General features: G+C 61.4%; 14 protein-coding genes. 11 read left to right on the forward strand and 3 right to left on the reverse strand.

What is annotated here, in order from left to right; translation table 11 throughout:
• The first annotated feature begins 9 nt into the window (after positions 1-9).
• The gene (locus VFL62_RS09095) at positions 10-840 is read left to right on the forward strand and encodes a sterol desaturase family protein (RefSeq protein WP_325172039.1); all 831 of its coding nucleotides are present in this window, start codon (positions 10-12) and stop codon (positions 838-840) included.
• 129 nt (positions 841-969) lie between these two features.
• Entirely contained in the window at positions 970-1,473 is a 504-nt protein-coding gene (locus VFL62_RS09100; RefSeq protein ID WP_325172040.1) for a pilus assembly protein N-terminal domain-containing protein, read from the forward strand.
• 182 nt (positions 1,474-1,655) lie between these two features.
• Here VFL62_RS09100 and VFL62_RS09105 read toward each other — a convergent pair whose 3' ends face one another.
• The 3 genes from VFL62_RS09105 to VFL62_RS09115 form a co-directional block, all read right to left on the reverse strand.
• Positions 1,656-1,868 (reverse strand): cold-shock protein, encoded by a 213-nt coding sequence (locus tag VFL62_RS09105; RefSeq protein WP_325172041.1) that lies wholly within the window; start codon positions 1,866-1,868, stop codon positions 1,656-1,658.
• Between the two features lie 267 nt (positions 1,869-2,135).
• A complete protein-coding gene (gene infA / locus VFL62_RS09110; RefSeq protein WP_325172042.1) occupies positions 2,136-2,432 on the reverse strand; it encodes a translation initiation factor IF-1 in 297 nt (98 codons plus the stop codon).
• Positions 2,414-3,886: a DEAD/DEAH box helicase gene (locus VFL62_RS09115; RefSeq protein WP_325172043.1), complete on the reverse strand. Its 1,473-nt coding sequence runs from the start codon at positions 3,884-3,886 to the stop codon at positions 2,414-2,416. Before VFL62_RS09115 ends, infA begins: the two co-directional genes overlap by 19 nt.
• Positions 3,887-4,434: 548 nt before the next feature.
• Between VFL62_RS09115 and urtA the strand changes: the two genes are divergently transcribed.
• The 9 genes from urtA to VFL62_RS09160 all read left to right on the forward strand — a co-directional run.
• The gene (gene urtA / locus VFL62_RS09120) at positions 4,435-5,754 is read left to right on the forward strand and encodes an urea ABC transporter substrate-binding protein (protein ID WP_325172044.1); all 1,320 of its coding nucleotides are present in this window, start codon (positions 4,435-4,437) and stop codon (positions 5,752-5,754) included.
• A 304-nt stretch (positions 5,755-6,058) separates the two neighbouring features.
• Entirely contained in the window at positions 6,059-7,618 is a 1,560-nt protein-coding gene (gene urtB, locus VFL62_RS09125; protein WP_325172054.1) for an urea ABC transporter permease subunit UrtB, read from the forward strand.
• Positions 7,615-8,784, forward strand: a complete 1,170-nt coding sequence (gene urtC, locus VFL62_RS09130; RefSeq protein WP_325172045.1) for an urea ABC transporter permease subunit UrtC — start codon at positions 7,615-7,617, stop codon at positions 8,782-8,784. Before urtB ends, urtC begins: the two co-directional genes overlap by 4 nt.
• Positions 8,785-8,789: 5 nt before the next feature.
• The gene (urtD, locus tag VFL62_RS09135; protein WP_325172046.1) at positions 8,790-9,551 is read left to right on the forward strand and encodes an urea ABC transporter ATP-binding protein UrtD; all 762 of its coding nucleotides are present in this window, start codon (positions 8,790-8,792) and stop codon (positions 9,549-9,551) included.
• 115 nt (positions 9,552-9,666) lie between these two features.
• Complete coding sequence (gene urtE, locus VFL62_RS09140) at positions 9,667-10,362, forward strand: urea ABC transporter ATP-binding subunit UrtE (protein ID WP_325172047.1); 696 nt, start codon at positions 9,667-9,669, stop codon at positions 10,360-10,362.
• Between the two features lie 43 nt (positions 10,363-10,405).
• Positions 10,406-11,242 (forward strand): urease accessory protein UreD, encoded by an 837-nt coding sequence (locus VFL62_RS09145; protein WP_325172048.1) that lies wholly within the window; start codon positions 10,406-10,408, stop codon positions 11,240-11,242.
• A gap of 39 nt (positions 11,243-11,281) precedes the next feature.
• The gene (locus VFL62_RS09150; protein ID WP_325172049.1) at positions 11,282-11,584 is read left to right on the forward strand and encodes an urease subunit gamma; all 303 of its coding nucleotides are present in this window, start codon (positions 11,282-11,284) and stop codon (positions 11,582-11,584) included.
• 114 nt (positions 11,585-11,698) lie between these two features.
• Positions 11,699-12,004 carry an urease subunit beta gene (locus VFL62_RS09155; RefSeq protein WP_325172050.1) on the forward strand — a complete coding sequence of 102 codons (306 nt, stop codon included), beginning with the start codon at positions 11,699-11,701 and terminating at the stop codon, positions 12,002-12,004.
• A 57-nt stretch (positions 12,005-12,061) separates the two neighbouring features.
• Positions 12,062-13,210: urease subunit alpha (locus VFL62_RS09160; protein WP_325172051.1), on the forward strand; the 1,149-nt coding region annotated here is incomplete at its 3' end.

The raw sequence follows: 13,210 nt of genomic DNA on the forward strand, positions 1-13,210 counted from the left end.
GCTGCCGCTATGTCCAATCTGCCTATGGAAGTCGTCGAAATGCTTGGTCAGACGATTACCAAGGTGGTGCCGATCACGATCGTGCTGGCGGTAGTGTTCTCGGTGCTGACGCATTTCTGGGCCTGCAATCGTACCGCCGCACCGTGGTGGAGCAAGCGCGAACTCATCACCGATCTCTGCTACTGGTTTTTCGTTCCCGTATTCGCGCGGGTATTTCGGATCGGCCTGCTCGTGCTCGGCGCAGGGGTGGTCTTCAACATCCACGACGCGGACGAGCTGATCGCGTTTTACGACAACGGGCACGGTCCGCTGTCGCAGCTGCCGCTGTGGTGCCAGGCGCTGCTGTTCGTGCTGCTGTCGGACTTCATGCTGTACTGGCTGCATCGGTTGTTTCACGGCGGCGCTTTCTGGAAATACCACGCGATCCATCACTCTTCCGAAGAGCTGGACTGGATTTCGGCGGCGCGGTTTCATCCGGTCAACCTGTTTATCGGAACGATCGGCGTCGACGTCTTCCTGCTGATGGCGGGGATCTCGCCGAACATCATGCTCTGGGTCGGCCCGTTCACCACCTTTCATTCCGCCTTTGTGCACGCCAACCTGAACTGGACGCTTGGCCCGTTCAAATACGTGCTGGCGACGCCGGTGTTTCATCGCTGGCATCACACCTCGCTGCAAGAAGGCGGCAACACCAACTTCGCCGGCACGTTTCCGATCTGGGACATCCTGTTCGGGACGTACCGGATGCCTGAAGGACGACTACCGCAAGACTACGGCACCGACGATGCGCGCATTCCTAATGAAATCGTTGGGCAACTTGCTTACCCTTTTCGTCAGTAGGGTTGCCGGTTACCGCGTATTCGGTCGCTATTTGCAGTTCATTCACTAATTGACGGCAGATTTGCCTCGTCGGGCGCCGGTTCCGCTGCGTATCGCTTAAGCCGGCTTGTCAACGTCCCGGGGTATTGTATGTCGCCTCAGTCCTTGCGTTCTTTCATCCGTCGGCGCTTTGCGTTCCAGGCGCTTGCAGCCGGTCTGCTGCTGTCGCCGATGGCGGCCACGGCAGAGCCCTCTGCCGCCACCATCTCGGTCAACGTCGACCAGGCCAGGCTCGTGAAGCTGCCGGCTCGCGTTGCCACGATCGTGGTGGGCAATCCGTTGATTGCGGATGTCGCGTTGCAGGCTGGCGGCGTTCTGGTCGTGACCGGCAAAGGCTATGGCGCCACCAATTTCATCGCGATGGATCGCGCGGGCGAAGTGCTTGTCGACCGGCAGATCCAGGTCGAAGGTCCCACTGATCAGCTCATCACGGTGTATCGCGGCGTCGATCGCGAATCCTATAGCTGTATGCCGATCTGCCAGCGCCGCGTGACGTTGGGCGATGGCGACAACTACTTCAGGGCGACCATGGACCAGGCCGGAAACCTGAGCAATCAGGCCACCGGCGCCGCTGGATCGGCCGCGCCCAAGTAGTCCTGGCGCGCCGCAATCTGCGAGCCGCCCAGCGCTCCTATCGGCGCGCGGGCACAGCCCGCAAAACGAAAAGGCCGCGCTGTAGCGCGGCCTTTTGTTTGTATCACAGCCTGTCTGCACAGCGCCGAAAATCACGGCGGTCGATATTCGACCGCCGTGATTTCCAGCCTATTGCCAGAGCGTCAGGTAGCTGCGCGGAGATTGTCGGCAGAAGATTTGCCGGAACGGCGATCGGCGACGATTTCGTAGCTGATCTTTTGGCCTTCACGCAGGGTTCCAAGGCCAGCGCGTTCGACGGCGCTGATGTGCACGAACACGTCGTTGCCGCCATCGTCCGGTTGGATGAAGCCGTAGCCCTTGGTAGCGTTAAACCACTTTACGGTTCCCATGCTCACGGGATAGTCCCTTCTCAAGATAGACATAACGAAGCCAACTCTCGCTGGCTGGTGAGATCGAATTTTTGGAAGGGTCGTCAGCGTCTAAACCGGCTGTACCGGTGGATAGCTAATGTCGTCCGGCCGAAAATCGATTGACTTATATTATTCCAAAGTAGCGCCCCAAACAATCCTCAAGGCGCGCGAATTTTGAGCGCGCCGGCAGGCCGGCAGCACTTCACCCAAAACCGACACGATCCTGTCACGCCGCTAACGGCTTCCTGAGGCTTATCTGCGGCGGAATTGGCCACGCTGCGGCGCACCGCGCTGAGGAGCGCCGGTACCGCCAGCGCCACCCGGCCGCTCATCCTTGTGCCGGAAGATCAGACGGCCTTTTTCGAGATCGTAGGGCGACATCTCGATCGTCACCCGGTCGCCCGCCAGCGTCTTGATGCGGTTCTTCTTCATCTTGCCCGCGGTGTAGGCAACGATCTCGTGTCCCGCATCAAGCTGGACGCGGTAGCGGGCATCGGGGAGGATTTCGGTGACCAGTCCTTCGAACTGGATCAGCTCTTCTTTTGCCATGGTTTTCTCCAGGTCGACCGGCGGCTAGCGGGGCCGTTGGTTGCGGTTCGGTTGGGTTTGGTATTCGGACGGCTTTCCCGGTACAGAAAGCTGACCCCCTGCAATCCTTCCGCGCTACCGCCGCTCTGTGAGGGGCGGTTCGGCTGCTGCCGATTGACCTCGTTCCGGTTGAATTTTGAAGCGCCATTATTACCACCATGACGGCGGCGTCCGCGAGGGCCTTTCGCGCCTTCTCCAGCTCCATTTGCGCGCCCGGCATGCGCCCGTGACGCAGGTCGGCCGCCGTGGTGATGCGAGGCCGCCGGTGCCGCCTCGCGTTGCCCCGGCGTGCGCCGGTCATCTTTCGGCAAGGCCATCCGGATCAGCTTTTCGATGTCGCGCAGATAGCCGAGTTCCTCGGCGCCGGCGACCAGCGAAATCGCGGTGCCTTCGGCGCCGGCGCGCGCGGTGCGGCCGATGCGGTGCACGTAGGTTTCCGGAACGTTGGGAAGATCGAAATTCACGACATGGCTGACCCCATCGACGTCAATGCCGCGGGCGGCAATGTCGGTTGCGACGAGGGTGCGGATGTCGCCGGAGCGGAACGCCGCAAGCACGCGCTCGCGATGATTTTGCGACTTGTTGCCGTGGATGGCATCGGCGGTGATGCCGGCGCGCGCGAGGTTCTTTACCACCTTGTCGGCGCCGTGTTTGGTCCGGGTAAAGACCAGCGCCCGCTCGACGGTTTCCTGCTTGAGAAGCTCTGCCAGGATCGTTCCCTTGGCGGAAAAATCGACCTGCAGGACCCGCTGGTTGATGCGTTCGGCCGTCGAAGCGACCGGCGTTACCGCGACGCGGGCGGGTTCGCGCAGCATGGTGTCGGCGAGTTCGGCGATGTCCTTCGGCATTGTGGCCGAGAAGAACAGCGTTTGCCGCCGCACCGGCAGCTTGGCGACGATCTTACGAATGTCGTTGATGAAGCCCATGTCGAGCATGCGGTCGGCTTCGTCCAGCACGAGGAATTCGATCTGGTTGAGCTTGAGCCCATTGCTTTGCACGAGATCCAGCAGGCGGCCGGGCGTCGCCACGAGGATCTCGACGCCGGGCATCAGGCTGCGGACCTGCCGACCCATCGGGACGCCGCCGATTGCGAGCGCCGAGGTCAGGCGCATGTGGCGGCCATAGGCGTTGAAGCTGTCGAGGATCTGTCCCGACAGTTCGCGTGTCGGACTGAGCACGAGCACGCGGCAGCTCTTGGGCTGCGGCTTGATCCGGCTAGCCAGCAGGCGGTGGAGTATGGGCAGCGCGAACGCCGCCGTCTTTCCCGTACCGGTCTGGGCGATGCCGACGACGTCGCGGCCGGCCAATGCAAGAGGAATGGTTTGAGCCTGGATGGGGGTGGGCGTCAGGTACTTCTCTTCTCTGAGCGCGCGCGAAATGGGATCGGCAAGGCCGAAATCCTGAAAGGAGGTCAAAATAGGGTGCTTTCCATGAAAGGCGTTAAGCCGCCCGGTCCTGTCTGGACCGGCAGCGTCGGGGTGCCTTGGACACCCGCGTGTATGGGGCATCGGTGTTGATAGCTGAAGGGGCAAGCCAGAAGCCGTTGCAGATCCGCAAGGGCTAAAGAACACGCAGCTCGCGCTGACCCGATGATTCGGGTTGCATGCGCTCCATATGGAACACGAACAGGGCGCTTTCAAGGTGGTTCTTGCCTGACGGCCGGAATATCCGTGTCAGGGTAAAGCGCCCTTGTCGCCTCTACTGCTGCATTTTTGAGCCGGAAGCTTTGGTCTGTCATAAATTTGATTGTAAATTAGGCAATTTGCGGAAAAAGCATACATTTTTTCTGCACAAAAAGTAGCCGTTTAGGCGTTTTCGGTTGGCCGTTGAGACAAATTCTGCATATTTTTCAAAATCTTATGTTCCCCAATGGGCGTGGCATGGTTCTTGCGATTCCGTTAACGCAGGCGGCCGTGGGGCCGTTTCGCAGCGTTTCACGCCTGCGTCAGGGAGAAGACATTTCATGCTTACAAATCTTATTCATGGGAAAGCGATGTTCAGCCGTCGCCACTGGCTCGCGGCGTCAGCGGGCCTGGTGCTGGGCTTGACCGCATTTTCGAATGCGAAGGCAGCCGACGACACCATCAAGGTTGGCGTGCTGCACTCGCTCTCCGGCACCATGGCCATCAGCGAAACGACGCTGAAGGATACCATCCTCTTCCTGATCGACGAGCAGAACAAGAAGGGCGGCGTGCTTGGCAAGAAGCTCGAGGCCGTCGTCGTAGATCCCGCCTCGAACTGGCCGCTGTTTGCGGAAAAGGCCCGCGAGCTGATCACGAAGGACAAGGTCGCCGTCGTGTTCGGTTGTTGGACCTCGGTCTCTCGCAAATCCGTGCTGCCCGTCTTCAAGGAGCTGAACAACATCCTGTTCTATCCAGTGCAGTACGAAGGCGAGGAGAGCGAACGCAACGTGTTCTATACGGGTGCGGCGCCGAACCAGCAGGCGATCCCCGCCGTCGACTATCTGATGAAGGACGAGAAGGTGAAGCGCTGGGTGCTGGCTGGCACCGACTACGTCTATCCGCGCACCACCAACAAGATTCTTGAGGCCTACCTGAAGTCGAAGGGTGTCGCCCAGGAAGACATCATGATCAACTACACGCCGTTCGGTCACTCCGATTGGCAGACGATCGTGGCCGACATCAAGAAGTTCGGGTCGGCCGGCAAGAAGACCGCGGTGGTTTCGACCATCAATGGCGACGCCAACGTTCCCTTCTACAAGGAACTCGGCAACCAGGGCATCAAGGCGAAGGACATCCCGGTCGTCGCGTTCTCAGTCGGTGAAGAAGAACTCGCCGGTATCGACACCAAGCCGCTGGTTGGCCATCTGGCCGCCTGGAACTACTTCGAGTCGATCAAGACGCCCGCCAACGAGAAGTTCATCAAGGAGTGGCAGGCCTACACCAAGAATCCGAAGCGCGTGACCAACGACCCGATGGAAGCTCACGTGATCGGCTTCAACATGTGGGTGAAGGCGGTCGAGAAGGTGAAGTCGACCGATCCGGACAAGGTGATCGACGCGCTTCCCGGCATCGAAACGCCGAACCTGACAGGTGGCGTGTCCAAGATGCTGCCGAACCACCACATCACCAAGCCGGTGTTCATCGGCGAGATCAAGGCCAACGGTCAGTTCGACGTGGTGTGGAAGACCCCGGGTCTGGTGGCCGGCGATGCATGGTCGAAGGAGCTTGAGGGCTCCAAGGACCTGATCGGCGACTGGGTTGGCAAGAAGTGCGGCAACTACAACACCAAGACCAACAAGTGCGGCGGTCAGGGCTCCTGATTTCCGTGAACTGAAGTACAATCCACGAGACAGGGGGAAGGTGGCGTCGTCGTTGCCTTCCCCCGTTATTTCTCTGCCCGGGGTCGTCCAGTGCGGGGAATTTGAAGTTCCTGTTAATGTCGCAGCCTGTTCGTATTAGGAACTGCAAAATCAAAGCTGCACTAGAATCGACAAGTTGCTGGAGCTACCCTTGATTCCGAAGTTCGCATCAGAGGTGTCGCGAAAGTTTGCGAACTTCGGAATCGGGGCTCCAGTGGTCGCTGACTTTTTCGGGCGTTTTCGTTCGCTCGCCCTCTCCGTTTTCATGATCGTCGCTCTGGCCGTACCGGCATTCGCCGGCGCCTTTGAGGATGCGGTCGCGAAATTCGCCAATGACGAATTCTCCGATACTGAAGAAGCCATTGGTGAAATTGCGGCGTCGGGCAATCCGCTGGCTTTTCCGATCATCAGCGCGCTTGGAGACGATCGGTTGTCGGCCGATCCCGATACCAAGAAGGTTTTTATCACCCAGGAGGACGGCAAGGTCATCGATGCGGCGACAGGTGCCGCGGTCGACAAGCTGCCCGACAATGCCGCCGCCGTCCGTCTCAACAATCGCTTGCGCCGTTCCGTCGATGCGGCGCTGGGCAGCCTGACGCTGCTGTCGCCGGATCCGGCCAAGCGGATCGCGGCGGCACAATCGGTCTTCAAGGCGCACGACGAAAATGCGCTTCCGGTGATCGAGGGCGCGCTCGCGAAAGAAACCAACAAGGCGGTCAAGGCCGCCTTTGCCGAAGCGCGCGCGGCCATGCTGCTCAATAAATCCGACGCCAGTGACGCCGATAAGCTGGAGGCCATCGCCATCGTCAAAGCCAAGGGCGATCAGGAAGCGCTGGCGCTCCTCACCGGCCTTTCCGATCAATCTCCGTTGGTGACTAAGGCGATCGCGAGCGCCATTTCCTCGATCCAGAGCACGCTTGCGATCTGGTCGGGCGTGCAGAACGCTTGGTACGGGCTTTCGCTAGGCTCGGTCTTGCTGCTGGCTGCGATCGGACTTGCGATCACCTTCGGCGTCATGGGTGTCATCAACATGGCCCATGGCGAGATGGTGATGCTCGGGGCCTATACCACCTTCGTGGTGCAGGAGGTCATCCGCACCAGTTTTCCAGGCTTGTTCGATTATTCGCTTCTGATCGCGGTGCCGCTCGCCTTCCTGGTGGCGGGCGCGATCGGTGTTCTGATCGAGCGGACGATCATCCGTTTCCTCTACGGCCGCCCGCTGGAGACGCTGCTGGCGACCTGGGGGCTTTCGCTGGTGTTGCAACAGGCGGTGCGCACGGCCTTCGGCCCTACCAACCGCGAGGTCGGAAATCCCTCCTGGATGAGCGGTGCCTTCGAACTCGGCCAGATCACCATCACCTATAACCGGCTCTGGATTCTCTGCTTTACGCTTGCGGTATTTGCGATCCTGCTGGCGATGCTGCGCTACACCGCGCTCGGGCTCGAGATGCGGGCGGTGACACAGAACCGCCGCATGGCGGCATCGATGGGCATTGCGACCTCGCGGGTCGATGCGCTGACCTTTGGGCTCGGCTCCGGCATCGCCGGGATCGCCGGTGTCGCGCTGTCGCAGATCGACAATGTCAGTCCCAATCTCGGCCAGAGCTACATTATCGATTCCTTCATGGTCGTGGTGTTCGGCGGCGTCGGCAATCTCTGGGGCACGCTGGTCGGCGCGTTTACGCTCGGCATCGCCAACAAATTCCTCGAACCCGTCGCCGGTGCCGTGCTCGGCAAGATCGCGATCCTCGTCCTGATCATCCTGTTCATCCAGAAGCGGCCGCGCGGCCTGTTCGCGCTCAAGGGACGGGCGGTGGAAGCATGATGCCGCATCTGTTGACGCGCTCGCTCGACCGCAGCGCGACGCTGTTCGTGCTGGTGGTCGCCGCCCTGGGCGTGGTGATTCCGCTTTCGAACCTGTTGCTGCCGTCGGGCTCGGCGTTGCAGGTGCCGACCTATCTGGTGGCGCTGTTTGGCAAATATGCCTGTTACGCGGTGCTGGCGCTCTCGATTGATCTGATCTGGGGCTATTGCGGCATTCTTTCGCTCGGCCACGGCGCGTTCTTTGCGCTCGGCGGCTACGCCATGGGCATGTATCTGATGCGCCAGATCGGCAGCCGTGGCGTCTACGGCAATCCGATCCTGCCCGACTTCATGGTGTTCCTGAACTACCCGAAACTGCCGTGGTACTGGCACGGCTTCGATATGTTCTGGTTTGCGGCGCTGATGGTGTTTCTGGTGCCGGGCCTGCTCGCTTTCTGCTTCGGCTGGCTGGCGTTCCGCTCGCGCGTCACCGGCGTCTATCTTTCGATCATTACGCAGGCGATGACTTACGCCTTGCTGCTGGCGTTCTTCCGCAACGACTTCGGCTTCGGCGGCAACAACGGTCTCACTGACTTCAAGGACATCCTCGGCTTCAACGTGCAGGCGGATGGCACCCGCGCGGCGCTGTTTTCCTTAAGCTGCCTTGCCGTCATCGTGGCCTTCCTGATCTGCCGCGCGGTCGTCACCTCCAAGCTTGGCAAGGTGCTGATCGCGGTGCGCGACGCCGAATCGCGCACGCGCTTCCTCGGCTACCGCGTCGAATCCTACAAGTTGTTCGTGTTCACGCTGTCGGCCTGCATGGCCGGCGTCGCCGGCGCGCTCTACGTGCCGCAGGTCGGCATCATCAACCCGTCGGAATTCGCGCCAGGAAATTCCATCGAGGCGGTGATCTGGGTCGCGGTAGGCGGGCGTGGCACGCTGGTAGGGGCGGCGCTCGGGGCCGTCGTCGTCAACTACGCCAAGACTTTCTTCACCTCGGGACCGCTCGCGCCGTACTGGCTGTTCATGCTCGGCGCGCTCTTCATCCTGGTGACGCTGCTGCTGCCCAGGGGCATCGTCGGCACTTTCAACAGCTGGTGGGAGCCGTTGAAGGAAAGGCGCGCGAGCGCCAACGCCGAAAGCGCCGCCGCCGAAGACGGCGTCAGCGAACCTCACATGGCGGAGTGAGAGCGATGAATGTCAGGGATGTCAGGGCTACCTCCGCGCTACTTTATCTGGACGGCGTGCACGTCTCGTTCGATGGCTTTCACGCCATCAACAATCTCTCGCTGACGCTCGAGCCCGGCGAGATGCGCGCGATCATCGGTCCGAACGGCGCCGGCAAGACCACGATGATGGATATCATCACCGGCAAGACGAAGCCGGACGAGGGAACTGTGCTGTTCGACGGCGTCACCGACCTGACGCGGCTTGACGAGACGCGGATCGCCGAACTCGGCATCGGCCGCAAATTCCAGAAGCCGACCGTGTTCGAGAGCCAGTCGGTCGAGGACAATCTCCTGCTCGCGCTCAACGTCGACCACAGCGTCAAGGGCACGTTGTTTTGGCGCGGCAGCAGGGCCGAGGCCGAACGCATCGACCGCGTGCTCGAGACCATCCGCCTGAAGGATTCGCGCAACCGCCTGGCGGGAAGCCTGTCGCACGGCCAGAAGCAGTGGCTGGAGATCGGCATGCTGCTCGCGCAGGATCCCAAGCTGTTGCTGGTCGACGAACCCGTCGCCGGCATGACCGATGTCGAAACCCATCAGACCGCCGAACTCCTGAAGGAGATCAACAAGGACAAGACCGTGATGGTGGTCGAGCACGACATGACCTTTGTGCGCGAACTCGGCGTCAAGGTGACGTGTTTGCATGAGGGCACGGTATTGGCCGAAGGCACCATCGATCAGGTCTCGGCGAACGAACGCGTGGTCGAAGTGTATCTGGGAAGATAGCGAATAGTCGGTAGTGAGTGGCGAATAGGGCGGCGTTCGGAACAGGCATGATGCAGACTCGATCAATTCGCTATTCGCCATTCGCCATTCGCCACGTTGCGACCGGAGGTCGACGATGCTGGCGGTAAAAGATATCAACCTCTATTACGGCGCGGCGCAGGCGCTGCGCGGCGTCTCGATCTCGGCCGAACCGGGCAAGGTGACCTGCGTGCTCGGTCGCAACGGCGTCGGCAAGACGAGCCTGTTGCGGGCCATGGTCGGACAATATCCGATTTCCTCGGGATCGATCACCTTTGACGGTACCGACATCACCGGCCTCAAGCCCTACGAGCGGGCGCGCAAGGGCATCGGCTTCGTGCCGCAGGGCCGCGAGATCTTTCCGCTACTGACGGTGGAGGAAAATCTCAAGACCGGCTTTGGGCCTTTGAAGCGCGAAGATCGCAACATACCGGACGACGTGTTCTCGCTGTTTCCGGTGCTGCAGTCGATGCTGGGGCGCCGCGGCGGCGATCTTTCGGGCGGGCAGCAACAACAGCTCGCGATCGGCCGCGCGCTGGTGATGCGGCCCAAGTTGCTGCTGCTCGACGAGCCGACCGAAGGCATCCAGCCCTCGATCATCAAGGATATCGGTCGCGCCATCACCTACCTGCGCAGTCTCGGCCACATCGCCATCGTTCTGGTCGAGCAATATCTCGACTTTGCCTGCGAGCTCGGCGACAATTTCGCGGTCATGGATCGTGGTGCCGTGAAATATGCCTGCGATCGAACGAGCCTCGATCCAGGCGAAATCAGCCGTCAAATGGCTTTGTAGACGGACTGTGCAGCGGTCGGCGCGTGGGGTGAAGTAGGACCGGATGCAGACCGATACCAGAGATCAAAGCGCTGCGATTTTCGCCGCCAACCGTGCACGGGGCGCGGTGCGTTTCGATGTCGCCGGCGTCGGCGGTACGACGCGCCGGCGCGAGCTGCACGAGGCCGGCAGCTTGCGGGTTCGCTTTCCCTCCCCGGAAGATGACGGCCTCTCGGCTGTACTGGTGAATACCGCGGGCGGCATTGCCGGCGGCGATCGCTTTGACATTGATATCGCATGTATCGGCGAGGCGCGGCTGACCGTCACGACGGCAGCGGCGGAGAAGATTTACCGCGCCGAGGGTGCCGCGGCGGCGCTCAATGTCACGCTCAGGGCCGAAGGCCGCTCGCACTTGTCGTGGTTGCCGCAGGAGACCATCCTGTTCGACCGGACGCGGATTCACCGCCGCATCGAGATCAGCCTGTCCGCGAATGCGTCGCTTCTGCTTTGCGAAATCGTCGTCTTCGGTCGCCTCGCGATGGGTGAGCGCATGCGGGAGGGCGATTTTCTCGATTCCTGGCGGCTTCGCCGCGGGGGTAAGCTGGTTTTTGCCGAGAACGTTCGTCTCGACGGCGATATCGCCGCAAAACTTGCGAGCCCGGCGATCGCCAGAGGCGGCGTTGCGATCGGGACGGCCTTGATCGTGCCCGGCGATGAGGCTCTGGTGGCGCGGATTCGCGAGCTGGCGCCGTCGTTCGGCGGCGAGGTCGGCCTCTCCGCATGGAATGGATTTGCAATGGCGCGCTTCTGTGCCCAAGATGCAGCGCGGCTGCGCGCGGACATGATGGCGGTGCTCGGCCGCGCCAGCGGTTCGGCCTTGCCGCGGCTTTGGCTTAGTTAGTTGTGGCTCAATTAGTTCTGGATCAATCAGAGTGCTCGCATGAATCTTTCCCCCCGCGAAAAAGACAAGCTCTTGATCTCGATGGCGGCGATCGTGGCGCGCCGGCGTCTCGAACGCGGCGTCAAGCTCAACCATCCCGAGGCCGTTGCGATCATCTCCGACTTCATCGTCGAGGGCGCGCGCGACGGCCGCACGGTGGCCGAACTGATGCAGGCGGGCGCGCAGGTTCTCACCCGTGCGCAGGTGATGGACGGCATCGCCGAGATGATCCACGACATCCAGGTTGAGGCAACGTTTCCGGATGGCACCAAGCTTGTCACCGTGCACGAGCCGATCCGGTGAGAATTATTCGTCGTTCCGGGATGACGCGAAGCGGCAGACCCGGAATCCAGAAGTTTTGATCGAGATTCCGGGTTCATCGCTGCCGCGATGCCCCGGAATGACAAAGGAGTCGAGATGATCCCCGGCGAACTCTTCATCAAGGACGGCGAGATCGAACTCAATGCTGGCCGCAAGACGGTGACGCTCTCGGTCGCCAATACCGGCGACCGGCCCATTCAGGTCGGCTCGCACTACCATTTCTTTGAAACCAACCCCGCGCTGAAGTTCGACCGCAAGAAAGCACGCGGTATGCGGCTCGACATTGCGGCCGGCACCGCGGTTCGGTTCGAGCCCGGCCAGACCCGCGATGTGCAGCTCGTCGCGCTTGCCGGAAAAAAGACCGTCTACGGCTTCCGCGGCGACGTGATGGGCAAGCTGTAGCGCAATCGGGGTTCAGGCTGTCTTCCGCGGCGCGGGAGGGAGAAGGGGGGTGAAATCATGTCCGTGAAAATCAAACGTTCCGTCTATGCCGACATGTTCGGCCCGACCACCGGTGACAAGGTGCGGCTCGCCGACACCGATCTCATCATCGAGGTCGAGAAGGATCTCACGACCTACGGTGAGGAAGTGAAATTCGGCGGCGGCAAGGTGATTCGCGACGGTATGGGCCAATCGCAGGCGACCAACAAACAAGGCGCCGCCGATACCGTTATCACCAACGCGTTGATCGTCGATCACTGGGGCATCGTCAAAGCCGATGTCGCGATCAAGGAAGGCATGATCAGTGCGATCGGCAAGGCCGGCAATCCGGATATTCAGCCCGGCGTCACCATTGTGATCGGGCCTGGCACCGACGTGATCGCCGGTGAAGGCAAGATCCTCACCGCCGGTGGCTTCGACAGCCACATCCATTTCATCTGCCCGCAGCAGATCGAGCATGCGCTGATGTCAGGCGTCACCTCGATGCTGGGCGGCGGCACCGGCCCCTCGCACGGCACTTATGCGACGACCTGCACGCCGGGCCCGTGGCACATGGGGCGGATGATTCAGTCGTTTGATGCGTTTCCGGTCAATCTCGGCATTTCCGGCAAGGGCAACGCCTCGCGGCCCGCCGCGCTGGTCGAGATGATCAAGGCCGGCGCCTGTGCGCTGAAGCTGCACGAGGACTGGGGCACGACGCCGGCGGCAATCGACAACTGTCTTTCCGTCGCCGACGACTACGACGTGCAGGTGATGCTGCACTCCGACACGCTGAATGAATCCGGCTTCGTCGAGGACACGGTAAAGGCTTTCAAGGGCCGTACCATTCACGCCTTCCACACCGAAGGCGCGGGCGGCGGCCACGCGCCGGACATCATCAAGATCGCCGGCTTGAAGAACGTGCTGCCGTCTTCGACCAATCCGACGCGACCGTTCACGCGCAACACTATCGACGAGCATCTCGACATGCTGATGGTGTGCCACCATCTCGATCCGTCGATCGCGGAAGATCTGGCGTTCGCCGAGAGCCGCATCCGCCGCGAGACCATCGCTGCCGAGGACATCCTGCACGACCTCGGTGCGTTCGCGATGATCTCCTCCGACAGCCAGGCCATGGGCCGGGTCGGCGAGGTGATCATCCGCACCTGGCAGACCGCCGACAAGATG

The sequence above is a fragment of the Bradyrhizobium sp. genome (assembly GCF_035701725.1).
In the GTDB taxonomy this organism is placed as follows: Bacteria; Pseudomonadota; Alphaproteobacteria; order Rhizobiales; family Xanthobacteraceae; genus Bradyrhizobium.